The organism is Clostridium sp. CM038, from assembly GCF_055081105.1.
This window is the reverse complement of the sequence record NZ_CM143651.1, coordinates 3828602-3853979: the sequence shown is the minus strand read 5'-3', so window position 1 is coordinate 3853979 and position 25378 is coordinate 3828602. Positions and strand designations below refer to the sequence as shown.

The 25378-nt window shown below is 30.6% G+C and carries 25 protein-coding genes; 15 read left to right on the top strand and 10 right to left on the bottom strand.

What is annotated here, in order from left to right:
* Positions 1 to 55 precede the first annotated feature (55 nt).
* The 4 genes from ACWJKS_RS17790 (at position 56) to ACWJKS_RS17775 (ending at position 2452) form a co-directional block, all read left to right on the top strand.
* On the top strand, positions 56 to 571 hold the full coding sequence (locus ACWJKS_RS17790; RefSeq protein WP_216303767.1) for a peptidylprolyl isomerase: 516 nt from the start codon (positions 56 to 58) through the stop codon (positions 569 to 571).
* A 31-nt stretch (positions 572 to 602) separates the two neighbouring features.
* Positions 603 to 980 (top strand): DUF3783 domain-containing protein, encoded by a 378-nt coding sequence (locus tag ACWJKS_RS17785; RefSeq protein ID WP_216303768.1) that lies wholly within the window; start codon positions 603 to 605, stop codon positions 978 to 980.
* An 88-nt stretch (positions 981 to 1068) separates the two neighbouring features.
* Positions 1069 to 1734, top strand: a complete 666-nt coding sequence (locus tag ACWJKS_RS17780) for a S24 family peptidase (RefSeq protein ID WP_216303769.1) — start codon at positions 1069 to 1071, stop codon at positions 1732 to 1734.
* Between the two features lie 37 nt (positions 1735 to 1771).
* On the top strand, positions 1772 to 2452 hold the full coding sequence (locus tag ACWJKS_RS17775; protein WP_462960114.1) for a phosphatase PAP2 family protein: 681 nt from the start codon (positions 1772 to 1774) through the stop codon (positions 2450 to 2452).
* Positions 2453 to 2562: 110 nt separating this feature from the next.
* Here ACWJKS_RS17775 and ACWJKS_RS17770 read toward each other — a convergent pair whose 3' ends face one another.
* From ACWJKS_RS17770 to ACWJKS_RS17760, 3 genes are all read right to left on the bottom strand, one after another.
* Positions 2563 to 4023, bottom strand: coding sequence for an IS1182 family transposase (locus ACWJKS_RS17770; protein ID WP_462960113.1), 1461 nt, complete (start codon positions 4021 to 4023; stop codon positions 2563 to 2565).
* Between the two features lie 324 nt (positions 4024 to 4347).
* On the bottom strand, positions 4348 to 5286 hold the full coding sequence (locus ACWJKS_RS17765) for a radical SAM protein (RefSeq protein WP_462960112.1): 939 nt from the start codon (positions 5284 to 5286) through the stop codon (positions 4348 to 4350).
* Positions 5287 to 5356: 70 nt separating this feature from the next.
* Positions 5357 to 6409 carry a YkvI family membrane protein gene (locus tag ACWJKS_RS17760; RefSeq protein WP_220286288.1) on the bottom strand — a complete coding sequence of 351 codons (1053 nt, stop codon included), beginning with the start codon at positions 6407 to 6409 and terminating at the stop codon, positions 5357 to 5359.
* Positions 6410 to 6657: 248 nt separating this feature from the next.
* On the opposite strand from ACWJKS_RS17760, the gene ACWJKS_RS17755 reads away from it, so the two are divergent.
* From ACWJKS_RS17755 to ACWJKS_RS17735, 5 genes are all read left to right on the top strand, one after another.
* Positions 6658 to 7734: a hypothetical protein gene (locus ACWJKS_RS17755; protein WP_216303771.1), complete on the top strand. Its 1077-nt coding sequence runs from the start codon at positions 6658 to 6660 to the stop codon at positions 7732 to 7734.
* 115 nt (positions 7735 to 7849) lie between these two features.
* The gene (gene mnmL / locus ACWJKS_RS17750) at positions 7850 to 8788 is read left to right on the top strand and encodes a tRNA modification radical SAM protein MnmL/YtqA (protein ID WP_258875988.1); all 939 of its coding nucleotides are present in this window, start codon (positions 7850 to 7852) and stop codon (positions 8786 to 8788) included.
* A gap of 277 nt (positions 8789 to 9065) precedes the next feature.
* Positions 9066 to 10175: an ABC transporter ATP-binding protein gene (locus tag ACWJKS_RS17745; protein WP_462960111.1), complete on the top strand. Its 1110-nt coding sequence runs from the start codon at positions 9066 to 9068 to the stop codon at positions 10173 to 10175.
* 13 nt (positions 10176 to 10188) lie between these two features.
* Entirely contained in the window at positions 10189 to 11136 is a 948-nt protein-coding gene (locus ACWJKS_RS17740) for a PucR family transcriptional regulator (protein WP_216303774.1), read from the top strand.
* Between the two features lie 434 nt (positions 11137 to 11570).
* A complete protein-coding gene (locus ACWJKS_RS17735; protein WP_462960110.1) occupies positions 11571 to 12065 on the top strand; it encodes a hypothetical protein in 495 nt (164 codons plus the stop codon).
* Positions 12066 to 12382: 317 nt separating this feature from the next.
* Here the strand turns inward: ACWJKS_RS17735 and ACWJKS_RS17730 are convergent, their stop codons facing one another.
* Entirely contained in the window at positions 12383 to 13876 is a 1494-nt protein-coding gene (locus ACWJKS_RS17730; protein WP_462959674.1) for a hypothetical protein, read from the bottom strand.
* Between the two features lie 184 nt (positions 13877 to 14060).
* Between ACWJKS_RS17730 and ACWJKS_RS17725 the strand changes: the two genes are divergently transcribed.
* From ACWJKS_RS17725 to ACWJKS_RS17705, 5 genes are all read left to right on the top strand, one after another.
* Positions 14061 to 14966, top strand: coding sequence for a PhzF family phenazine biosynthesis protein (locus ACWJKS_RS17725; RefSeq protein WP_462960109.1), 906 nt, complete (start codon positions 14061 to 14063; stop codon positions 14964 to 14966).
* Positions 14967 to 15159: 193 nt separating this feature from the next.
* Entirely contained in the window at positions 15160 to 15669 is a 510-nt protein-coding gene (locus ACWJKS_RS17720; protein WP_462952668.1) for a VanZ family protein, read from the top strand.
* 89 nt (positions 15670 to 15758) lie between these two features.
* Positions 15759 to 16463, top strand: a complete 705-nt coding sequence (locus ACWJKS_RS17715; protein ID WP_462960108.1) for a 2-phosphosulfolactate phosphatase family protein — start codon at positions 15759 to 15761, stop codon at positions 16461 to 16463.
* A gap of 33 nt (positions 16464 to 16496) precedes the next feature.
* Entirely contained in the window at positions 16497 to 16901 is a 405-nt protein-coding gene (locus ACWJKS_RS17710) for a TolB-like translocation protein (protein ID WP_462960107.1), read from the top strand.
* Positions 16902 to 17021: 120 nt separating this feature from the next.
* The gene (locus tag ACWJKS_RS17705) at positions 17022 to 17549 is read left to right on the top strand and encodes a hypothetical protein (protein ID WP_462960106.1); all 528 of its coding nucleotides are present in this window, start codon (positions 17022 to 17024) and stop codon (positions 17547 to 17549) included.
* A 161-nt stretch (positions 17550 to 17710) separates the two neighbouring features.
* Here ACWJKS_RS17705 and ACWJKS_RS17700 read toward each other — a convergent pair whose 3' ends face one another.
* Entirely contained in the window at positions 17711 to 18886 is a 1176-nt protein-coding gene (locus tag ACWJKS_RS17700; protein ID WP_216303780.1) for a class I SAM-dependent rRNA methyltransferase, read from the bottom strand.
* A 374-nt stretch (positions 18887 to 19260) separates the two neighbouring features.
* Here ACWJKS_RS17700 and ACWJKS_RS17695 point away from each other — a divergent pair, with 374 nt between their 5' ends.
* On the top strand, positions 19261 to 20817 hold the full coding sequence (locus ACWJKS_RS17695) for an ABC-F family ATP-binding cassette domain-containing protein (RefSeq protein WP_165412355.1): 1557 nt from the start codon (positions 19261 to 19263) through the stop codon (positions 20815 to 20817).
* A gap of 91 nt (positions 20818 to 20908) precedes the next feature.
* Here the strand turns inward: ACWJKS_RS17695 and ACWJKS_RS17690 are convergent, their stop codons facing one another.
* The 5 genes from ACWJKS_RS17690 to ACWJKS_RS17670 all read right to left on the bottom strand — a co-directional run bounded on the left by ACWJKS_RS17690 (position 20909) and on the right by ACWJKS_RS17670 (position 25353).
* Entirely contained in the window at positions 20909 to 22327 is a 1419-nt protein-coding gene (locus tag ACWJKS_RS17690; protein WP_462959617.1) for an IS1182 family transposase, read from the bottom strand.
* 169 nt (positions 22328 to 22496) lie between these two features.
* A complete protein-coding gene (locus tag ACWJKS_RS17685; protein WP_462960105.1) occupies positions 22497 to 23360 on the bottom strand; it encodes a hypothetical protein in 864 nt (287 codons plus the stop codon).
* 149 nt (positions 23361 to 23509) lie between these two features.
* Positions 23510 to 23947, bottom strand: coding sequence for a hypothetical protein (locus ACWJKS_RS17680; protein ID WP_216303782.1), 438 nt, complete (start codon positions 23945 to 23947; stop codon positions 23510 to 23512).
* 167 nt (positions 23948 to 24114) lie between these two features.
* Positions 24115 to 24768 carry an HAD family hydrolase gene (locus ACWJKS_RS17675; protein WP_462960104.1) on the bottom strand — a complete coding sequence of 218 codons (654 nt, stop codon included), beginning with the start codon at positions 24766 to 24768 and terminating at the stop codon, positions 24115 to 24117.
* Between the two features lie 60 nt (positions 24769 to 24828).
* Positions 24829 to 25353 carry a phosphatase PAP2 family protein gene (locus ACWJKS_RS17670; RefSeq protein WP_165412351.1) on the bottom strand — a complete coding sequence of 175 codons (525 nt, stop codon included), beginning with the start codon at positions 25351 to 25353 and terminating at the stop codon, positions 24829 to 24831.
* Positions 25354 to 25378: the final 25 nt, after the last annotated feature.

The window sequence follows — 25378 nt, the reverse complement described above, 5'->3', positions numbered from 1 at the left end:
ACATAAAATGTGATATAATTTATAATGAATACATAATAGAAGGAGAGATAAATATATGAATCCAATAGTAACAATTAATATGGAAAATGGAAAAGTAATAAAGGCTGAATTGTTCCCAGAAGTTGCACCTAACACGGTAAATAATTTTATAAGTCTTATAAACAAGGGATTTTATAACGGACTTACTTTTCATAGGGTAATTCCAGGATTTATGATTCAAGGTGGCTGCCCTGAGGGAACAGGTGTTGGTGGACCAGATTATTCAATAAAAGGTGAGTTTTCTTCTAATAAATTTAAAAATGATTTAAAGCATTCAGTTGGTGTTCTATCAATGGCTAGATCTAATGATTCAGATTCAGCAGGAAGCCAGTTTTTTGTTATGGTAGCTAATTCTTATCATTTAGATGGAAGTTATGCAGCTTTTGGAAAAGTAACTGAGGGTATGGAGCATGCTTTAGAAATAGCTAAGGTAGAAAGAGATTTTAGAGATATGCCACGTAAGGTGCAAAGGATAAAAAGCATGAGCGTTGATACTTTAGGAATTGAGTACGATCAGCCAGAAAAAATGTAATAAAAATATTAAATTGTAGGGGGTATATATTGTGGAGCTTATTAATGAAAAACTTATCCTTGCATATGGACTAAACGAGGATGAAGAAGAAAAACTTAATAGTTTACTATCAAAACAAAATATGTTACCTTGCAAAGTAATTGAGAAAAATATGGGCAATGTAACAATTAAAGAAGTATTAGAGAATATAGAAAGTGAAAAAAATAAAATCGAACTACCCCACGAAAAATTACTTTTATTTAATAGTTATAAAGATAAGGAACTGTATGATTTAATTGATAGTATAAGGCAAATTAAAAGCAGTAATACTATACTAGCCGCTGTAACACCAACATCTATAAACTGGACGGTTAATTATCTTATGCAACATCTAATTGAAGAAAGAGAAGCCTATAGAAAAATGGAATAAGGCATGTGGCACAAAATATAAATCTTCTGCAAGATAGCAGGAGATTTATATTTTACGGAAAATTATTCAACTGGAAAGGTGGAGAATTATGAGCAGAGTAGGAGATAGAATTAAAGAGGTAAGAGAATCAAAAGCGATAAGTCAAAAACAATTAGGTAAAAAAATCGGAGTTTCTGAAAATTTTATTAATGAAGTTGAAATGGGAAAAAAGATTATAAATGAGAAATTTTTAGAAAAAATCTCTAAAATCTTAGGGGAAGAAATTGAAGATACATCTGTATCATTTCAAGCCGCTGAGTATGTAGAAGAAAGAAAACCAAAGCTCGAAAGACCTAGCGTGGGAAAAGTAAACGAGGTATGGAATGATGCGTTTAGCTCAGTGTTAAAAGATGTTTCTATTTATAAATATGATTTAGCTAAAGCAATAGGTGTAAAACAAATGCCAATAATATCAAATAAAGTAGAAGGATATGCTCAAGATAAAGTATTGTTTTTAGAAATAGAGAATGACGATATGCTTGGGTTTAGAATTTGTAGTGGGGACATTGCTTTTGCTCATTTGACACATGAAATAGAAAATAATGCTATTTCGCTAGTGGATTACAATGGAGAAAGAGTGTTAAGACAAATAAAAAAATTAGATAGTAATAAAATATTGTTAATAAGCAATAGAGTTTCATTAAGAACTGATACAGTTAAACATAATGATATAAAGATAATTGCAAGGTTAGATAGAGTAGAGTTTAAGGTATAAAATATAGCTTTTATTAAGGAGGGAAGGAGGAGATAAAATGGAACAACTACAAAAGAAGGTAGCGCTACAAGAATGGAAGGATATTATTAAAAGAGGCCTACTGGGACTAAGTATACCATTAATAAGTATGACATATCCAATGTTAAATCAATATAGAGGAGATACTAACGACCTATTTACTTTTGTAGATAAGCTCATCCCCTTTAATAAATTTTTTATATTACCTTATATATCTTGGTATATATTTATAGCAATTTTTGCGACTATCCTATGTATAGTAGATAAAGGAAGGTATCTAAAGCTACTTATAACTTTAAATATAGGTATGATTACATGTTATATAATATATTATTTTTATCCAACCTGTGTTCCAAGGCCCATGATAACAGGAACGGATTTCTTCAGTAATTTGGTTTTAAGCTTATACATGGCTGATAATCCTTATAACTGTTTCCCAAGCATTCATGTTTTAAATTCAGTGTTAGTAGCTTTATATATTTATGAATCGGAAAAGGTTTGTAAACCTATTAAAATGATCTGTGTTACTGCAGCTGTTTTTATAATTCTATCTACTATGTTTATAAAGCAACATTATTTTGTAGATGTGCTTGCAGGCATAATATTCGCTTGTGTATTGTATTTTTCTTTTAAGAATATAAAGTTTGATTTTAATGACATTTCAGAAGGAAAGTCTCCCACTTCTATAGGAGGCCGCTGAAAAAAGCACTCTTTATTTAGTAGAGTTTTCAAGCTTGAATAGAAAAAGCATGAGATGTCCATATTTTGGATATCTCATGCTTTTTATTTTATAATTAAGTTTTAAAAGCCCTATTTCATGCTTTTCAACTTAATTATTCTCTTTATATTCACAGTGAAGATTGATAATGCACCTTGCATTTGCATGCTAATTAAGCCTGACGATATTGCTACATCATAGCTATGTTGGTGCTTAAGTTCACTGTTTTTAGCCTCTATCATATAACGTTCCCTAGCTCGTTTTTTAAAATATTCACTTTTTTCGAACTCTATTTGATCTTTGTGAGTATTTGACTTTATTGAAACTGAATAAGTTTTAGATTTAGCGCCTTCTTTATAACACCCATCTTTATGAACACAATTTTTACACTTTTCTACATTAAAATAGTAGGTTAGCACTTGATTTTTACCAACATTCTTCTTTCCCTGTTTTGCTTTTTTAATAGCCATATGACCTGCCGGACATACAAATAAACCAGCATCTTTATTAAACTCAAATTCATCTTCTTTTTTTCGCATTCCTTGTGAAATTACAGGATTTAGTCTTGAAATTAATGCAATTTTATTTTCTTTTGTATATTCTAGGTTTTTCTTTTCAGAATAAGCTGTATCTCCAATTACTTCATTTACATCTATACCAGCCTCACGGCTTTTTTCTATTAAGGTTATGAGCTCCTTTCCATCACTTTTTTCGCCAGTTGTAATAACAGCTGCTGTAATTAAACGTTCTTCACTCATAGCAAGGTGTGATTTATATCCAAAAAAAGAACTATCCTCAGTTTTATGCCCCACTTTTGCATCCTCATCTTTTGATATTTTTAGATTTTCTAAGTCATCATTAATAGCTTCCATTAAGTAGTTTAATTTAGTTTTCACAGCTGGATTTGCTGCAGTTTCTGGCTTCTCGTTTATGGTATCAATTAATAATTTGCAGTACTCAAGAATATCTTCAAGTACTCCAGTTGTAACTTTATTAGGTAACTCTTCTTTAATACCAGGATGTACTCCGTACAATGTTTTTCTTAAGTTTTTTGCACGTTTCAATAATTCCTCGCTTGCTGACTTTTGGTTATAACGTGACTTGGTATGCGTAGCATCAACTATTATTGCTTTACTTTTTAAAACTCCCTCTTTTATAGCAAGTTCTACAGTCTTGTTTATTAATAAATCCAATAAATTCATGTCTTTAAGGCGAAGCTTTCTAAATTTAGTTAGTGTACTTGAGTTTATTAAATTTGTTTCTTCTGGGGCTAAATTTAGAAAATATTTAAAGGACATGTCATAAAGAGTTCTTTCAACAACATCTTCATCAGACAATTCATATATTACTTTCAAAAGTAAATATTTAAATAGCATTATGGGGTTAATAGCACCTCTACCCATAGATGAACTATAGTTAATCATCAATTCGTCATAAACAAATGAAAAGTCAACAAGGTCATTAATTTGCTTTAAAATGTTATCTTTCGGAATAATTAACGAATATAAGCTATGGTATGTATTTATTTTTATTTCCAATTGTCCTTTTAGCATAATAGTTTAGCCCCTTTTATTTTATTCTACTATACTAATTCGACATATCTTTTAAAATTCCTTTTTGTTTTTTAGTCTTTTATATAAAAAAATCGCCATCTTTAATTAGATGACGATTTTTCATATAGTTTTTCAGTGGCCTCTTCTATAGGGGGGAGTCCTATACTGTAATAAAGAAAGAACTTCAGTGGGAGTATAAATCTCCTTCTGAAGTCATTAATCCAGCTCCGCAGGAGATGATTCATAAAGATCAAAGCGCAACCTATATGGAATGATTATATGCTAAAAGGTCCCCATGATTAAAATCATGGGGACCTTTTAGCATTATACTCCGCTTAAATCAAAGTCAGGTACGAAAGTCGAAGATGAGCTTTCGCTTTCTTGAATAAAGCACTTGGTGATGCCTAGGTTTAAGCAGTACTCAATTAGAGCAGCATAATGATTAGGGTTTACTTTCTTGTTTATTTCAGGATAATTAATTGCGACTTGCATAGGGGTATATTGATTCATTAAGCTGATATATACTGAATCATTAAAGGTGTTATATATAAAATCTATTATTTTCTTAGAATCAAATAATAAGCCTGGTAGCATAAGGTGCCTAATGATTACTCCCTTTTGAATTATACCATCAGCATCAAATTTGACTTCTCCTACTTGCGAAACCATTTCAGTAATAGCGGCAGAAGCTACAATAAAATAATTAGGCGCTTTTGAATATTTAATAGCATATTTATTGCTACAATATTTTAAGTCTGGTAAATAAACATCAATAAACCCTCGAAGCATTTTAATGGTATCTATATTTTCATAGCCACTTGAATTATAGAGAATAGGAATATTAAGGCCTTTATTTTTAGCAAGTTTCAAGGCTTCTATTATTTGGGGTACATAGTGAGTAGGGGTAACTAAATTTATATTAAGGGCCCCTCTTTCCTGCTGCTCCAAAAAAATTTCACTAAGGCGATAGATAGATACCGTTTTCCCAGCATCTTCATGGCTTATCTTATTATTCTGACAAAATACACATTTCAGATTACAATTGGAAAAGAATACAGTTCCAGAGCCATTTACGCCAGAAATACAGGGCTCTTCCCAGTGATGCAGGGAAGCTTTAGCTATTTTTACATCCTTAGAAGCTCTACAAAAGCCTAATTCTCCACCTAATCTATTAACAAAACATTTCCTAGGACATAAATTGCATTTTTTTAACAATTTTAAAAAATATGAACTATCTAATTCTCTAGTGCCTTTATTAATCATCTTTATCTCCTTGTTTTATAATTTAAATCTTTAGAATATATAAGAACTGTACAGCGCAATATATATAATGTCAATTCTGATTTTTAGAAGTTTTTCTATAAAATAGAATACATTGAATCAAAAAAATAAAACTTATTGCACCGAAGCCAGGATAAAGGACTTTAATTAAATTTTTAAAGCCAATTTGAGAAATAGGCAAAGATATAATAAGTATTAATATGACCGCTTTTTTATAAGAAATATTAAACTTTTTCTCAAGGGTCTTGCCTACGCTATATATATTAGAAACTTCAGTTGAAAACATTTCACAAAAAATTACACAAAGCAGAAGAATCTGCATTAGTGTGCCAAAACGGTTTGTAATATATAGAAGTGGAATTTCATATTTAAAAATTTGAGGAATGTTTAATAAAAGCATCACATTAACAAAATAGCATAATATGGTTAAAACTATAGCGCCTATTATAACTCCGGGAATAAGAATACGTTTATGCTTTATTTCTTGACTTATTGGGACTAGAACACCACTACAGGATAGCATGTTATAACTGGCATAGAGCACGGCTGAAAAAAACCATTGGACAGGGACAATTTGGGTTTTATAAGAGGGGATTTGTTTTATATAGGAAGCGCTTACTATATCTTTGTAGAATACTAAATACAATACAAATATAGTTACAATGATTGTAGTAAGAGCAGGTACTATAAAGGAATTTATTGTTATTAATCCTTTGGTATCTTTAAGTAAGGTATATAAAGAGATTACAGACATAAGTAAAATTCCTACCCATTTTGAAACACCAAAATATTGATGAAGAAGCGCACCACTTCCAGCTAATATTATGGCGGCTCCACTAATTAAGAAAAAACTTGTAAAAACATCGGTAATTACACCAAAAAAACCGGGGCTTATAAGGGTTATAAGCTCAGTATAGGAGCTTAATTTATGTTTTAGGCTAATAGAAATTATAATAGAACTTATTAAAATATAGATTAAACCACATATGAGGATTCCCCAGAAGCTCATATACCCATAAGTACTGAAAAATTGAGTTATTTCCTGACCGGAAGCAAGGCCTGCACCGACTATTGTTCCGATAAATACAGCTGAAATTTGAAACATTTGACCAATTGTTTTTTTCAAAAAATCTCCCCCACAAAATTATTAAATTAATAGTCATACTTAAATAAGATGCTTGTCTTTCTAAATATATGTGCATTGTTTAATAATAAATGATGATTTTATAAATTAAAAATTTATTTAGAGGGAAACTATAATTAGCATAATGAATTTGATTTTATAAATCCTAAGTATAAAAGTAATTATAATTTCCATAATTAAATTAAAATTGGATTAAAGGGAGTGAAAAATTGAAAAAAATTTTAAGTTGTTTATTAATAGCGTGTTGTATTTTGTCTTTTACATCATGTTCAAAAAAAGAGAATAAAGAAAAGCCAAAAGTTAATGCTTTTGAAATTAAAACTGCAACTAATGTAGTTGAGAGCTATATGAATTTTATAATGAAGGAAGATTATGAAAATGGTAAAAAACTATATAGTAAGGAATTATCTGAAAAAGTTTCTAATATGCCAATTAGTGATATGAAGATAAAAGGTTATAAAGTTACAGAAAGTAATGAAGTTGGTAGAAGTGGGGTTTTTAAGGTTAGAGTTACAAGAACATCGATGGATAGCTCTCAGTCATGCCTTGATGAATATTCTATCAGAATTATTAAAGATGGGGCTGAATATAAAATAAGCGAAATAACCAATACACCACAAAATGAAGCTTTTGTGGAGGACATGGGTATTAGATTTAGAGATAAAAAAAATGTAAAAACCAATTTAATTATTGATAAAGCGGGGTTTCCTAAATATGTATATTCGAAAGATGATGGAGCGCGATTATATAAAGTAGTGGTGCCTACAAAAGAATTCAGCTCTATAAATTTTAGTTATGAAGGAGATAAACTTGCAGTTAGTACTTATAACAAAAACTCATTTATTGGTATTGTTAACATTGATCAATCTCTAGCAGTTCAGGGAAGTGCTACAAATCCAACTGAGGAGTCCCCGCAAGGTGGAGGATCGGGTGAAGTAGCTAAGGAAAAACCAATTGGAAAGGAATTAATTTCAATAGATTTATTGCTTGATTGTAAAGTAGAATTTATGACCTTCTCCTTAGATGAAAAATTTTTGCTTGTACAGTATAATAAGGAAAAAACGGGCAAATATATTAGGGTTTATAATGTAGATAATGGAGATATGATTCCTGTTAATTTTGAAAAAGACTATCCTGTAGAAAAAGTTCAAATTGTATTTTCTTCTTTTGGTGAGGATACTATGACTTATGAAGTAATGCCTAAACCAAATGTTAACAGTTCGGAAGCAGATATAATTGGTAAATGGAAACTTGATTTAAAGACTTTTACCGTAGATAAATTATAAATAATGCACTGTTCACAGACTATAAGGTATAATTGATATAGGGCTTGAATCTTCAAATAACTAACTAGTCTTACGACTAGTTAGTTTATTTAAATGGTCTTTAAATAAAGAAAGGATGATATTAGTGCAGAAAATATGGAGTGACAAAAGATATCACAGTTTAAATTATTTTTTAAGGGACAAGTTCGGTAATAAGGTTTTTAAAATTGCTTTGGACGCTGGATTTTCTTGTCCAAATAGAGATGGGACTATTAGTAGTGGAGGGTGTTTGTTTTGTAGCGAAAGGGGCTCAGGAGATTTTGCTGGGAATAGGGATTTTTCTATTACAAAGCAATTTGAAGATATAAAGGTTATGATGAATAAAAAATGGAAAACAGGGAAATACATTGCTTATTTTCAGGCTTATACAAATACTTATGCAAATATCGATGTATTAAGAGAAAAATATGAGGAGGCAGTATCACAAGAAGGAGTGGTGGCTCTTGCTATAGCTACAAGGCCTGATTGTTTAGACGATGCGGTATTAGATCTTATAGAGGAATATTCTAATAGAGTATACACATGGGTAGAACTAGGGCTTCAAACTAGTAGTGATGAAAGCGCAAAAATTATTAATCGGGGATATAAATTAGTGAGATTTGAGGAGGCTCTAAGTGAGCTTAATAAGAGAAACATTGATGTGGTGGTGCATACCATTTTTGGACTTCCTGGAGAGAGTAGGGAGGACATGCTAAAAACCATAGACTACGTGGCACATAAAAATGTAAAGGGTATAAAAATGCATCTACTTCATCTTATGGAAGATACCCCTATGGTTAGCCTTTACAAACAAGAAAAGCTGAAGTTTTTGCAGCAAGATGAGTATATAGATATAATTTGTACGTCAATTACTATGCTTCCACCTAATATGGTTATTCATAGATTAACAGGCGACGCACCAAGGGAGTTACTAATAGGCCCTATGTGGAGTTTGAAAAAATGGGAAGTTTTAAATGGAATAGATAACAGATTAAAGGAATTAGATTTATATCAAGGGAAAAATTTTAAGGATTAGGTTTTGACGACATTTCAGAAGGAAAGTCTCCCACTTTTATGAGTGGGAGTTACATACAATAACAAAGAGAAACTTCAGTGGGAGTATAAATCTCCTTCTGAAGTCGTCAATGTATCTTCTGTGAAGATGTTGCAGCACCGCAGGTGATAATTTAATAAAGGGTCAGTTGTGTCTTTCTACAAATTAACTTTACAATTTTTGTGTGTTTTGCAAATAGATAAATAGCTTTTAAAGGTTTAATATATATATATAGAAACATATAGGGGGGGTATATATTATGTCAAATTTATCATTAAGACACATATACAAGGTTTATACAGGGAATGTAACAGCGGTTAAAGATTTTAATCTTGAAATAGAAGATAAAGAATTTATAGTTTTTGTAGGACCATCTGGTTGTGGTAAATCAACAACTTTGAGAATGATATCAGGTCTTGAAGAAATATCACAAGGGGAGATATATATTGGAGATAAATTAGTAAATGATGTGGCACCCAAAGATAGAGATATAGCAATGGTTTTCCAAAACTATGCATTGTACCCTCATATGACTGTATATGATAACATGGCATTTGGATTAAAATTAAGAAAAATGCCAAAGGATCAAATAAAACAAAAGGTTACTGATGTAGCTAAAACCCTTGATATAGAACATTTGCTTGATAGAAAACCAAAGGCATTGTCAGGTGGACAAAGGCAAAGAGTAGCGCTTGGACGAGCTATAGTAAGAAGTCCAAAGGTATTCTTAATGGACGAGCCACTATCGAATTTAGATGCTAAACTTAGAGTTCAAATGAGAACAGAAATAGCAAAACTCCATCATAAACTTCAAACAACTTTTGTATACGTAACGCATGATCAAACAGAAGCTATGACTATGGGGACAAGAATAGTTGTAATGAAAGATGGATTAGTGCAACAAGTAGATACTCCTCATAACATATATGAACATCCAGTTAATATGTTTGTTGCTGGGTTTATAGGAAGTCCTCAAATGAACTTTATGGAAGCTAAGGTTTTAGAAAAAGATGGTGAAGTTGTGCTTTCTTTCGATAATGAAACTATAATATTACCGAAGGATAAGGCAGAAGCTGTAAAAGAAAAAGACTATATAGGCAAAATTGTTATAATGGGAATTAGACCAGAAGATATTGATGACGGTATTGACTTTATTGAAAAAAATAAAAATTCAGTTATAGAAGCCAAAGTTGACGTTACGGAGCTTATGGGCGCGGAGACTAATATTTATTTGTCAAAAGGAAATACAAGTATTGTAGCTAGAGTAAATGGATCGTCCAAAGCTATAGTTGGAGAAAAAATTAAGATTGCTTTAGATACTAATAAAATTCATATATTTGATAAAGAAACGGAGAACACGATAATATAGGGGGAAACGTACTATGTACAATTTTACTGAATTCCTGAAGGATTTAAGTCACTCTTCAAACATACCATTTGATATAGTTACCGAAGATGGGATTGCTTTATATATTAGTGACTTAAATATTGAAAATTCAAATATAACTAACTTTACTATTATGCTTGGACGAGTTAAAGGCATAATAAGTTTAGAGAAGAAGTATGAAAATTGTACATTCTTACTTAAATATGTTATTGAAAATAAATATACCCAGCATTTTTTAACTAAAGAACAAGCAGTTATTGATATTTTAGAGAATAGAGAAATTTCTATTGATAATATTAATTACAATTTACCTTTTCTCAAAGATGGGTGTTATATCATATTAATAAGTTCAGATGGAAGTAATTATGAATCTCTCAACATAATAAAACAAATATATGATAAAGAACCAGTTGTAAGTTTAATATATAATGATAGTATTATTGTAATTGGTGACTTTGCTGAAATACAAGAACATACAGAAAGTATAAAGGAATCCATATCATCAGATTTGTATTGTAAATGTTATCTAAGTTATGGAGATAGAGCTTATGATATAAACGAGTTTAAAAAAGCTTATAATGATGCTGTTCAATGTATGCAGCTAGGGAAAAAATTTGATATAAAAGATCATATATTTAGTTATAATAAAATGTTGTTTGAGAAAATCGTCTATAACATAGACATAAAAATTAAGCAGGAACTTTTATATATGTTAAAAGACAAATTCGATGCTTTCGATGGTGAAATGATATCAACTATTGAGCAATTTGTAAATTGTGGTCTTAATATTAGTGATGCTGCTAGGAAACTATATGTTCATAGGAATACCCTGATCTATAGATTGGATAAGATTAAGAAAGAAACAAATTTTGATATTAGGAACTTTAAAGATGCATCTGTATTTCTTATAGCCTTTTTAATATGGAAAGAAAATAAGGAATAGGGCATGGGGAATTTTTTTCTTAGAGTATGCTATAACGAAAAGTATATATTACTGGAATGCGTTCACATCGCTAAGTACTTCTAAAATTTATTTTATTTGCATATGCTAAAAATAAAATAAATTGTGAATTACTAAGGCTTGTTCAAACGCATTCTGCGTAATATATACTTTCGTTAGCATTTTCTAAGAAAAAAGAGCTTACAGTTATGAGTATTAAAAGAAAGATTAAATTATCATATAAAGACTTCAGAAGGAGATTTATACTCCACTGAAGTTTTCTTTTTTTGATATGGTAAATAGTGGTATAATGTTTGTAGCAGTTGGTTCAATATTGTATTATATGAAGGAGATTATTTCCATAGTTTTCAAAAGATTTTTGTATAGCTTTTTTAATAGATAATATACCTATATTTTAGAAATGGGGGATTAGAAAAATGAAAAAAAGAAGTAATTTAATTATCATTTGCTTAATAGTGATGATAATTGCAGGAACAGGGACCGTATTGTATAAAAAATATTTTCCTAATATTGATTCAAACAATTATTTATCAAGCAATGATAAATCTAAAAAAAGTTTTGGATATAAAGGAAATGAGAAAAGTGGTGAAAATAATGAAAGTTTCGACTTTGAAAAATTTAATGGTAAATGGTCTTTAATGCAGTTCACATCCGACAAAGGCAATAAGATAACTATTAATGATAATACAAAAATCAGTAAAGGAAAATTTTACATTGTTATTTTAGATTCAGACCATAATGTTATATCAAAAAAAAATGAGTTAGATGACAATGGAAATCTAAATTTTACTACACCTAAAAGTGGCAAATATAATATTAGAATTATCGGATCAAATGCAAGTGGTAATTTTAACATAAGTCTAAGTGACAGTAATAATATAAAGGTTTCTCATATAGATTTATTTAATTAAGTAATAAATCTATATGTAAATGCTGTGGCACCAACATTGTCGGAGTATTTAGACAATCCACATTAAGATATAAAACGGATAAATATATTATAATTCATCTACTCTAAAAAACAGCGATTTATGAATACAATGAGTATTTGTAAATATTGAGAATTGGAGTAGTCACGGAAACTAATATGTAAAACTTAATTATGTATAGAGTCATTATAGTGCTATAAATTTTATGTTCAGAGAGCAGTTAGGAATAAAAATAGGTATAGCAAACAAGCCTACACGATGCAGGAATTTTCAGAAAAAAGTACTTAATTGTCAAACAGCTACTCTAATAAATTTAAAATACTAAAACCTGAAACTTTAAGTCTTGCATCTAGATGAATATTAATTCCAGCAATCATAGTCATAAATGAATAACGTTTTTTACCATGTATTCGTAAAGTATGAATTTTATAATCATTTAGAATACGATTGTTTATACGTTCTGAGCAGGTTCTAGTTTTATAAATAGTTTTCCATTGTTTTGAGCCGCGAGGCACAGGAGTAAACAACCGCAAATCCCATGATGGTTTAGTGTAGATTACTCGCCCATAAGGTGAAGGTGAGCACTGTTCACAGCAAGAGCAACTAGCAACCTTTTTTAAAACTAAAGGGCAACGCCATTTAAGGCGTGAACGACTTTTTTCATAACCGTTATAGACCATTTCATGGCCACCAATACAGATAGGAAATCCTTTTTCATTAATATCTAGAGTAACTGGATATTTTGAATTTCCTTTGTTTTTGGAGTTCAGATCAATAAAGGGATTAATGTTCCATTTAGAACATAATTCATATGTAGGGTAGTTATCATTAGCTGAGTCAAGAACATAATTTGATATAGTGAACTGCGGTAACAGTTCTCTAAATTCAGCTAATGCTACTATTCCAGTGACACTGTCGTGTCTGCTTGCCTCTACAAATCGTAGATAAATAGGTAGATCTATCTTATATTTTTTATTATAGACAGATAAAGCATAGAGAGTGTAGCCATAAAACCAACGATTTTCATGGCTGTCCCAACCCCAATTAGCATTTATGTCAGAAAGTCTACGAGGGCATTTGCAATCGTAAATTCCATTTTCACGGCAGTCACAAACTTTAGAACCATAGTAAGAAGACTTACAGTGAACACAAGTACCATCGCCGCCAACTGTAAGGTTATCTTTTTCTATTAAGTTAAGATTAAAAGAGGGTTCTACAGCAACTAATGAGAATATTTTTTGAAGCAGCCTTTCGGCTCTTAGGGAAAATGAGCGACCAGCTTCAAAAAAATCTGAAATTCTCTTAACAACACCAGTTTTTTTATTAGGAAGCTTTTTATTTTTCCCGGGTGCCTTAATTTTAGAGGGTTTCTTCTTATACGAATATATTTTTTTTAGGTTTACCCTGTCGGTAGACAGATTTGAAAGCCATAATCTAGAGATAAAATCATAATGAGCACCAAGTGATGGGACATTATTTTTAGTGCAGCCTATACAGGTTGCAAGTAACTCACAGGCATGAATCTTTTTAACCCAGTTGGTAATGCTTGTTTCCTTTTGAAAAAGCATTAAAGAAAATGAACGAAATATCTCAGGTTGAAGAGTTGCAGGTCTACCAATATTAGAATAATAAGGTTTTAATATCTCTCTAAGAATATCTAAGTCTAAGCAATACAACTTAGAGATAGAAGGTTCAAGTTCTATAATTTTTTTAGGAAAAGCTTTGTAGAAACATGAGAGATTTAAAATAATAAATTGCTGATAATCAGCATGAGAGCTCCAATTTTTAAGCATAAAATAATCCTCCTATTAAAACATGTCTTTAAGAGGAGGACCGCAAAATTTTACAGGCTTGTCAAGTGTTTTATGCAAAAAAAGTGGGGGAATCAACAAAAATTAATGATACTAAAAATGAGTAATCACAGGAGCTAAGGAGTTTCCGTGAAAGCTCAATTGATAAAAGGGGGGTAAAACATAAATGGATGTAATAAAAAAATTTTGCGTCATAAATAGCTTTACATATAATGGACGAGGTGGGAATGCCGCAGCTGTATTTATTCATCAAGGTGGGTTAGAAGATTATGTTATGCAAAATATTGCTCGTCAACTTAATTTAGTCGAAACGGTGTATATTACCGAAAGTGATGAAGATGGAATAGATTTTGATATTAGATATTTTACGCCAGATAATGAAGTCAAAATTGCAGGTCACCCTACAGTAGCTGCATTTATTGCACTTGAAAAAGCAGCAAAATTAAGTCCAATAATAAAAGAAAAATATTTAATCAAGACAAAAGATGGAATAAAAGAAGTTAATATTGAAGAGCAGGATAATGACATGGTTGTTAAATTGAAACAAGAAACTGTTGAATTTGGGCTAATTATTGAGGAAAAGTATAAAATAGCTAAAGTTTTAGGAATTAATGATGATGACATAATGGATAATTTACCACTACAATGTATAAATACTGGATTAGGCCACTTAGTTGTACCAATAAAATCTTTAGATGGATTAATGAATGTTAAAAGGAACATAAGTCAATTAAAAGATCTATGTAATTTTATTGGTGTAAGAGAGGTGCAAGTGTTTTGTTTTGAAACTAAAGATGACTCATTTAATATTCATACAAGAAATATATGTCCAAGAGAGGGGATTGAAGATGCGGCATGCGGCATTGGAAATGCAGCAGTGGGTGCGTATTTGTTAAAGAATCATTATACTGATAGAAGAAGTATATCAATAAAAGCTGAACAGGGATATATAGTAAAAGTTCCGTGCGCAATTGATATATATGCCTATAGAGAGAATGATGATATTATGGTGAAAGTTGGAGGTACAGGTAAAGTAATAATTCAAGGTGATTTTATTGTAAGTAATATCTAAGTTATTGAGATAGAACTTGTGATTATAAAAGCATATAATTGCATGGGAAACAATGGTGATATATTTATAGCGGTTGCTTCAAGGTTGTTTAAAAGTATGTATCAATTAAGAAAAATAATGTTATGTAAAAAAGCGATATAATTCACTGGAATATAAATAATAATCTTTATAAAAAACGTTACGGAGGTTATAAATGGAAAATAAAAGAACGAAACAAGAGTTATTAACAACTTGCTTATTGATAGTGTATTTGCTCATATTAACTTGGATTATAGTATTTAAAATGCAATTTTCAATTCAGGAATTAGACCGTTTCCATGGCATTAACTTAATTCCATTTCATGAATCGGTAATAGTGAATAACAAGATTGAATTTTCAGAAATATATAAAAACATAATTGTATTTATTCCTTTTGGACTTTACGTTAGTATGTTGAAAAGCAACTGGTCTTTCTTAAAAAAAGTTGCTCCGATAGCAAGTGTGAGTTTATTCTATGAGGTATTGCAGTTTATATTTGAAATAGGTGCGACTGATATAACTGACCTTATAGGAAATACTCTTGGAGGAATTATTGGAATTGTAATTTATCTTGTTCTTCGTAGATTATTCAAAACAGATTTTAAAACAAATAAAATTCTTAATATTATTGCATTAATCGGGACAATTTGTGTGGTTATATTGTTAGCACTATTAGTTATATAATCCTAAACTGTTATATAAAATAGTAATATGTACTATAATTATATTAGCGACACATAAGACAAAAAGAATTATTAGGGGAGGAAAAACATATGAAAATAGATATAATAATTTCTGCGGATGATATAAAAAAAGAGAAAATAGCAAATAAAACAGTGGTAGTAATAGATATGCTTAGGGCAACTAGTGTAATAACTACTGCGATGAACAACGGATGCAAAGGCGTAATTCCTGTTTTAACAGTTGGCGCGACAGCTGAGATTGTGAGAAATAGCAAAGAAGAGTTTATGCTTGGTGGAGAGAGGAACGCATTGAAAATAGAAGGATTTCACTATTCAAATTCTCCATTAGAATACACTAGAGACACTATAGAAGGCAAAACTCTTGTTATGACTACGACTAATGGTACTAAAGCTATAAAAGGCTGCGTGGGTGCAAGTAACATCTTAATAGGGGCAATGATTAACGCTAAGGCTACTGCAAATAGAATAGTATCTTTAAATAATGATGTAGTAATAGTCAATGCTGGAACTTACGGTGAATTTTCTATAGATGATTTTTTATGCAGTGGGTACATAATTGATTGTGTGTTAAAAGAAATAGAAGTAGAACTTTCGGATATTGCTGTAACTTCACATTATATTTATAAAAACAATGAAGATATTCACGGTTTTATAAAATATGCAAGTCACTATAAAAGGATCACACAGTTAGGATTAGAAGCAGATTTAGAATACTGTTGCAAAAAAGATATTATAGATATTGTTCCAGAATATAAGGATGGGATTATAGTTTAAGAAAATGTTATCAAGAATTTAGGGGGCAATTGGTTGGTGAAAAATAGTTATAAAATTGTGATTTTTAGTTTATTGGTAGTTATGTTAGTTGGACATATTCTAATCAATAAAATTACTGCTAAAAAAAATGAGCCATGTGAATCATCACAAGATAAACTAATTATATCTACTTTTTCCATGGATAATAAAGGTAGTATATTATCCATGGATGTTAAAAGTAAAATTGAGAAATATCTTATAACTGATAGACAGGTATGTATTACTGGTGATTTATATAAGGATAGTTCTAAAATAGTCTATGTAGATGATTTAAATGATTATGATCCTTGGCAAATTTATTTGCATAATTTAAAGGATAATAAAAATTTCCAAGTTACAGATAATAAGTCTGGAAAAGCTCATCCCAGAGTTTCGGATGATAATTCAATATTTTTTTAAAATGCCCCTCATGGAATAGTTAAGGTTGCTAAAATAAAAATTGAAACAAAATCATATGACATAATTGACAATACTGATTCAGATAGAGAAGTAGATACTTTTAGCATTAAACATAATAATTTGCTTATATCAACCTGTTCGAATAGCTTAAGATTAAATAGTTGGAAAAAAAATGAAGGACAACTAAAACCATTAATTCATACTATTTTTAAAGTAAATTCAAATGGAAATAAATTAAGCAAAATTGCTACGATAAAAGCTTCACTAGTAGATTCGCTTTCATATAATTCTAATTATAAAAAGGTTCTTATCGGTGGTTCTGATATAAATGAAAATCCTGGGGTTGGTATATATGAGTTGTCTTTAGATACAGGGCATTTAACTACTATATTAACAGATAGCACTCTAGCGAATGATAACAATTCAATTGTAAGTAAAATTGCATATCCTGCTTTAGTAGAAATGTCCAAAGATGACAGCCTTGTATATTTTACTGGAGTGCCTAAAAATAGCAAAGAAGTAATGATAAGTGAAATACTCTGCTATCCAACGGCTATATTTAGTTATAATATAAATTCCAAAGAGTTAAAAAACATATTTAATCCTAAAGTTTCAAGTTTTATTTTTGATATGAATATTAAATATTAGTATGGATTTCTCCATAGTGACCTTGCACCAGGGTGCCTTGCACCAGGGTGCTTTGCAATAAGAAGAGCAGAAAAGATTAGAATTTCTTAATGAAATTTCATGTTTCAAGCTCATATTGCAAGCCACACAGGAGAAAGTTCATAGGGCAAACTCTTATTTTTTTAAACTACTTGGAATATGTAGAATTTCAAGTAGTAGGATTCATCAGAATTCCATAGTATTGGATGGTCTGATGCTTGAGTTCTAAACTCAACTTGTCTAAGTGTTCTTTTAGCATCTAATGCTGCATCGGCTATTGTATCTCTAAATATATCAGGGTACATAAAATGAGAGCAAGAGCAAGTTACAAAATATCCGCCCGGTTTAACCAATTTAATACCACGTAGGTTAATTTCCTTATATCCGCGTGTTGCGCCGTCTATAGTAGAACGTGATTTTGAAAAGGCTGGGGGATCAAGTATTACTACGTCATATTGTCTTTTTTCTCTTGACCATTCTCTTAATACATCAAAGGCATTATGGCATTCAAATTTAACAGTACCTGAAAGTCCGTTAAGCTCTGCATTTTTTCTGCAACAATCTACTGCATATTCAGAAATATCTACTCCAAGTACACTTTTAGCCCCAGCTATACCTGCATTAAGCGCAAAGGAACCTGTGTGGGTAAAACAATCCAAAACATCAGCATCTTTGCATAATCTGTGGATAGCTGCTCTGTTTTCCTTTTGATCTAGGAAAAATCCGGTTTTTTGACCATTTGCAATATCTACATAATACTTAACTCCATTTTCAATAATTTCTATATCGGTATCGAAGGGTTCGGTTAAGAATCCTGTTGTTTTCTCCATTCCTTCAAGCTCGCGAACTCTAGCGTCACTTCTTTCATAGACACCCTTTGCACTGTATTCCTGCATTAGTAACTTAACAACTATATCTTTATATTTGTCGATTCCTAGTGCTAAAGATTGAATAACATAATAGTCTTCATACTTATCTATAATCATTCCAGGTACAAAATCTGCTTCTCCAAACAAGAATCTACAGCTAGAAGTATCTATAACGGTTTGTCTATATTTCCATGCAGCGGCAAGTTTTTTTCTGAAAAACTCTTCATCTATTTCTTCGTGAATATCTCTTGTCATTATTCTTATGGCAATTTTAGAAACGTCATTTATGAAACCTTTCCCTATAAACTCCTGTCTAAAATTGTACACCTCAATTATATCTCCATTTTCATATTCACCATCAAAGTTTTCGATTTCATTTGCATATATCCAAAGGTGTCCATTTTCTGAATTTCTGCCTTTACCTTTATATAAGTAAAATTTGCAAGCCATTTTAAATTCCTCCTGTGTTATTTAAGGAGACATAACAATTTATAATTATTATGTCTCTTATATTTTTTATAGTTAAAACAATCTTTAATAAAATATTAAGCTATTTATCTATAGTAGTATACCACACTGAATTAATTTGTAATATAAGATCCATAAAATTGTTTTGACATAAAGACAATTATAAATTACACTAGTATATGTGTCATTTTTCAATGCACACTCGAATTAAGCATATTTAGATAAAATTGGACGTATTTTCTTTGCATGGGAATCTATATACAACATTTAATTATTAAGAACAAATAGATATATAACTAGAAATAGTTTTAAAATTATAAATATATAAAATCATACTATAGTAAGGAGAAATACAAATGAGTAGATTGGTAGTAAAAAATATGAGCCATGGATTTGGTGATAGAGTAATATTTGAAGATGTATCTTTTAGATTACTTAAAGGGGAGCACATAGCACTTATAGGTGCTAACGGAGAGGGTAAATCAACATTTATGAATATTATTACAGGTTCGCTTATGCCAGATGAGGGCGATGTTGAATGGTCAAGTAGCGTAAGAGTGGGATACATGGATCAGCATACGGTTTTGGAAAAGGGAAGAACTATTAGAGAAGTTTTAAGGGATGCTTTTAAATATCTTTTTGACTTAGAAGATGAAATGCTTAGTGTAACAGAAAAAATGGGCGAGGCATCACCTGAGGAACTAGAAAAGTTACTAGATAGAATGGGAACAATACAAGATCAGCTCGATAATAATGGATTTTATGGTATTGATTCTAAGATAGATGAGGTAGCTGTAGGAATTGGACTTAAAGATGTTGGCCTTGAAAATGATGTTGCAGATTTAAGCGGAGGACAAAGGACGAAAATTCTTCTTGCAAAACTTTTATTAGAAGCTCCAGATGTTCTACTACTTGATGAGCCTACTAACTTTTTGGATGAGCAGCATGTAGAGTGGCTTAAGAGATATCTTCAAAATTATGAAAATGCATTTATCTTAATATCTCATGATATTGAATTTCTAGACGGCGTAATTAATATAATATATCATGTGGAAAATAAAAAACTAACTAGATATATAGGTTCATATAACGAATTTTTGAGAGTTCATGATGCTAAAAAGAAGCAAATGGAAGCTGATTATGAAAGACAACAAAAAGAAATTACCAAACTAGAGATTTTTGTTGCTAAAAATAAATCAAGGGCTTCTACAAGTGGTATGGCAAAATCAAGACAAAAGAAATTAGATAAAATTGATAAAATGGAAATTACAAAAGATAAACCAAAGCCGCAATTTGATTTTAAATCTGCAAGAGCTTCAGGGAAGATATTATTTAAAACTGTGGATTTAGTTACTGGATATGATAGTCCATTATCCAAACCATTAAATTTATATATGGAAAGAGGACAAAAGATTGCTTTAGTTGGGGCTAATGGTGTTGGAAAAACAACATTGTTGAAGAGTCTTATGGGTGATATAAAAGCTGTTTCAGGGCATACAAACGTAGGAGATTATCAATATATAGGATACTATGAGCAAGAAATAAAGGGAGTCAATCGAAATAATTGTATTGAAGAATTTTGGCAAGAATTCCCTAGCTTCACTCAGGGTCAGGTAAGATCTGCGCTTGCTAAGTGTGGACTTACTACAAAGCATATTGAAAGTAGAATTACTGTGCTTAGTGGTGGAGAGCAAGCAAAGGTAAGACTTGCGAAACTCCTAAACAGGGAAACTAATATATTGATCTTAGATGAGCCTACCAATCATTTAGATGTAGATGCTAAAGAAGAGCTCAAGAGGGCTCTAAAAGAATATACAGGAAGTATACTTATAGTTTGTCATGAACCAGAATTCTATCAAGACGTAGTAACAGATGTATGGAACTGTGAAGAATGGACAACTAAAATCGTATAATTTACAACAAAAAGAGCTAGAATAATTTCTAGCTCAGGTTGTTTACAAACCCAGTATAATTTTTTTATTATACTGGGTTTTTTACATGCAATTATGCGATAGCATTTTGAGTTATGGATAAATTTAAAATAACAACTATCTTCTTAGTTAGAAAATCAAAAAACAGTAAAGATAGCAGGCTAGCTATCTTTTTCATATTCTGCACTGCTGCTGTAAGCAGACACTGCTCTTGCACATTTTCTAATCCACGCATATGGCAATAGCGAAGCCCATGCAGTTGTTTTGAATCTGCGAAGCTTCGCTCTATAGTTTCTTTTCTTCTTCTATATATATTTCTGCCTTTATCTGTTCTGGTGAACTTTACAACATCTTCTTTATACGTTTCCCAAACATGTCTTCTAATAGTTTTAAACTTGCTTTTTGCAGAAAAGCATTGAGCTCTATTTGGACATATCTCGCAATATTTTGCATTACCAACATATTCTTTATATCCTTCTCTTGTTGTCGTTTTATAATGTAAAGCCCTTAAGTCAGGGCATACGTAAATGTCCTGCTCTTTAACATATTGGAATTTATTTTTTGTGTACATTCCTTTTGTATGTGGAGACCTACGGTATCCCATTACAGATTTTAATTCCCTCTCATATAGTTCTTTACATATAAGATTTGTAGCATAACCAGCATCTGCACCAACATATTTTGTATTAAAATTAAACTTTTTTATTTGCACATCTAATCTATCGATATAAGGATCAACATCATTTATGTTTCCAGGAGTAACATACACATCAGTAATTATATTATGTCTGCTATCGACAGTTCTGTGATCTAAATATGAGAAGCCTTCCGGCTTGCCATCTCTCATCATATATCCACTGTCGGGGTCGGTTGTGCTAACTTTAGTTTCTTTTATTTTGGTAACAGGTTCTTTTTCTTTTAAAGGTTTTTTACCATGGTTTATTCTATCTTCTTCCACTGCTTTATTAAGTTCAGATACATATTCTTTCGGCGTTTTTTCAACTTCAATTTTCACAAGCTTTCGCTTATTAGCATTTGCTTTTAGGTGTGTAGAATCTGTGTAAAGTATTTTACCGGTTACCATCTTAAGATTTATAGCCTTAAATACTACTTCGTCAAATATTTTTTGAAACACATCTGTACCTTTAAACCGTCTACGTCTATTTTGGCTAATTGTTGAATGATCTGGAATAGGATCAGTAAGACTTAGTCCCAGAAACCATCTATAAGCCACATTTACTTCAATGTCCTTTACAAGTTGTCGTTCAGATTTTATTCCAAATAGGTACCCAATAAACAGCATTTTAAAAAGTATAACAGGATCTACGCCAGGTCTTCCATTATCTAAGCAGTAATATTTTTTAGTCAGTTCTCTTATAAAAGAGAAATCCATGTATTTATCTATATTTCTCAGAATATGGTCTTTAGGAACTAAATCTTCCAAATACACCATTTCTAGTTTTTGTTGTGTGAAGTTCTTTTCATTAATCATAATAATGCCCTCCGAATTATAAAGTTTGTATACTATATATATTCGACATCGATGTCCTAAAATCCTTTTTGAATATGAAAAAAACACTCCAATTTTAAATTAGAGTGTTTTACATTTTATGTTTGTCAACGGTCTGAGCTAGAATAATTTCTAGCTCTTTATATATATATCACTTTTTTAAAACTTCTAATCCTAGGTCTAGAATATTTGCAAATAATGATAATGTATTAGTATTTGGAATAACATTATTTTTAACATCTAATAATTTTCCAAGCCCATAACCCGTGCATATGCTAACAGTAGGAAAATCAATTTCACCGAGGTTACAAATAATATCACTTTCGTTTAATTTTATTTTAGTTGTTTCATCAATAGGTTCTAGTATGATATAAAGCCTTGTAGAAGGGTTGTATCTTAGAACTTTTAAAGTATCACTTATTAGTATCTCTTTAGAGTTAGTGTTAATATCATACTTTGAAGTAGTTGAAGCAATGTTATTTATAACAAAGTAATAAATATTTCGTTTGTAGTTTACCTTATTTTTAAATTCTTGTAATCTTTCTAAATTCAACTCTATATCTACTGAGATTTCATCATTTTCTAAATTGTTAAAGCTTTCTTTTATGTAAGTTAATTCTTCTTTTCCATCAAGTTCTCTAGCTAGGATATCCATACAGTTATCATAAATATCTTGAAATGAACTAAATGGTAAGGAATATTTTATATTATCTAAGACAAGGTAGACCTTGAATTTAGCAGATTTATTACTACTTTTAGATGAATAATTAACTTCAACTAATAAGAGTTCATGGAGTAGCTCTGTATCAAGTGTCATTTTCTGAATTCCTTTACTAAATTGTAGAATGTAATTCTCATTAGTAGATAAGCTTTGTGTATGTTGATTTATTATATAAGTACTTTTAAACCCAGCTTCAGTAATTTCACCAACTCTCAATGAACTTTTTATTGAAAGTTTTTTTAAATTTATATATGGTCTATTTGTACATAGGTTGCTTTTAGATATTATTCTCATATTAAACCCCTTTAGTTCTAACAAGATTGTTAGTTTGATTTATAAATTATAACATAATTAGCATTCTGAAAATGAAAAAACTAATTACTGATGGAAATAAAGATTAATTTTAAAAGGCATATATTTTATGGATATATGCCTTTTGTTTTTTAAGTAGGAATCTCCTCTTGGTGACTAACAGTGTCGTCCAGGGTAATTATGTTATCTTTTTTTATCCATCCTTTATTATTAATGGTGGTCTGAGAGTTTATAGATACTTCATACCATGAAATATCAAAAATATCAGCGGAATCTTGAATCTCTACGGTCGTACTTTTAACTATATTAGATAGAACAGGTGAAATTTCAATAGGACTTAAATACAAACTACAACTCTCTTTTATAGTTCCGCTTTTAAAAAGAGGTAGTTTGTATTTTATTACAATAGGACCCTCAGCACAACGTGAAGTTTCAATTTTTGATTTGAGTTCTCTATTTTGCCTAGAGATAACCTTTAGCTGGGTTTTTTGAGTTGATAATTTTTGGTCCATAATATAACAATAAATACCAAAGCATATCAAAAGAATAGAAAAAAGAAAAATGAGCAATAGTATCTCTCCTTGTAAATTACTTCTTTTAGATAATGATATATTAATATGATAGAGTTTAATCGGCAAGTTTGTGCATATGTTAAATAGTTATATTTATTCTTAGTATATTCTATTCGATAGAAAACAAAAACATTCACAAAAAAACTCATGTATACACATGAGTCTTAAATCGCTGTAGTTAACTCGTTATATCCTATTATATACATATCTGCATGATTAACAATATCGTCCCTTTGTTCTTTGGAGAAATCATCATAGACACCGACTACTCTCATTCCGGCGGATTTTGCACCTTTAACTGCAGGAAGTATATCTTCAAATACAATGCATTCCTCTGGGATTACGCCTAATTTTTCAGCGGCAAGTAAATATACATCGGGAAAGTCTTTCCCGCGAGATACTTCATCAGTTAGGGTTATGCAGTCAAAATAATGGTAGATATTATTAGCATGTAGTGCAGCTTCTAACAAAAATTTACTATTACTTGTAGCGAGTCCGATTTTTATATTCAGGGTTTTAAGTAAAGATAAAAACTCAACTACACCGGGCTTTAGTTTTACATTATTAAGATACTCCTCATGGGCATAATCGTTCCATTCATTTTTAATTTCGTCTATAGTATCTAATATACCGAAATTATTTTTAAAATATGCCGCAGTCTCATTGAAGCTAAGGTGCTCTATTTGGGTTTTTAGATCTTTAGGTAAATCTATATTTCTGCTTCTAAAATAATTTTTATCTATTCTATCCCAAACCCACATAGAGTCTATTAGGGTTCCGTCTAAATCGAAAATTGCAGCTTTAATATTTTTTAGCATTTAATCACCTCTTATATAAGTATAACAGGTCGAAATGTAATTAAATACTAGGATTTAAAATTAAAAAAATCTGTAAGTAAGAAAAGAACAAGTACTTCCGATAAAAATACCCATAATAACATCGGTAGGATAATGAACGCCTATGTAAATTCTAGAAATTCCTACACAACAAGCTATGGGTATAGTTATAAACCCAAATATAGGGAAATATAAAGCTATTATTATAGCTAATGAAAATGCACCAGTAGTATGACCTGACGGAAAGGAGTATTTATCTATGCCTATTTTTTTTATGTTCAAGTTTGGAACTGTTATAAAAGGTCTTAATCTAGTAACGCTTACTTTGAGAATCTTACCAATGCCAGTGCTGATTGTTATAGAAATCATAGCTTTAATAGCTATGGTGTGAACAATAGTACTATTAAATAGAAAAGCAAGGGTACAGAATATAAACATAAAAGAAAAAGAACCTAAGTAAGTCATAATTGGCATTATAATATCTAAAAACCTACACTTCCAAGAATTATTTATAATTCTAAGCAGGCTAATATCTTTATCGCTTATATATTCAAGTAATCCTTTCATAAAACCCCCCTTTGAATGCAAAAAA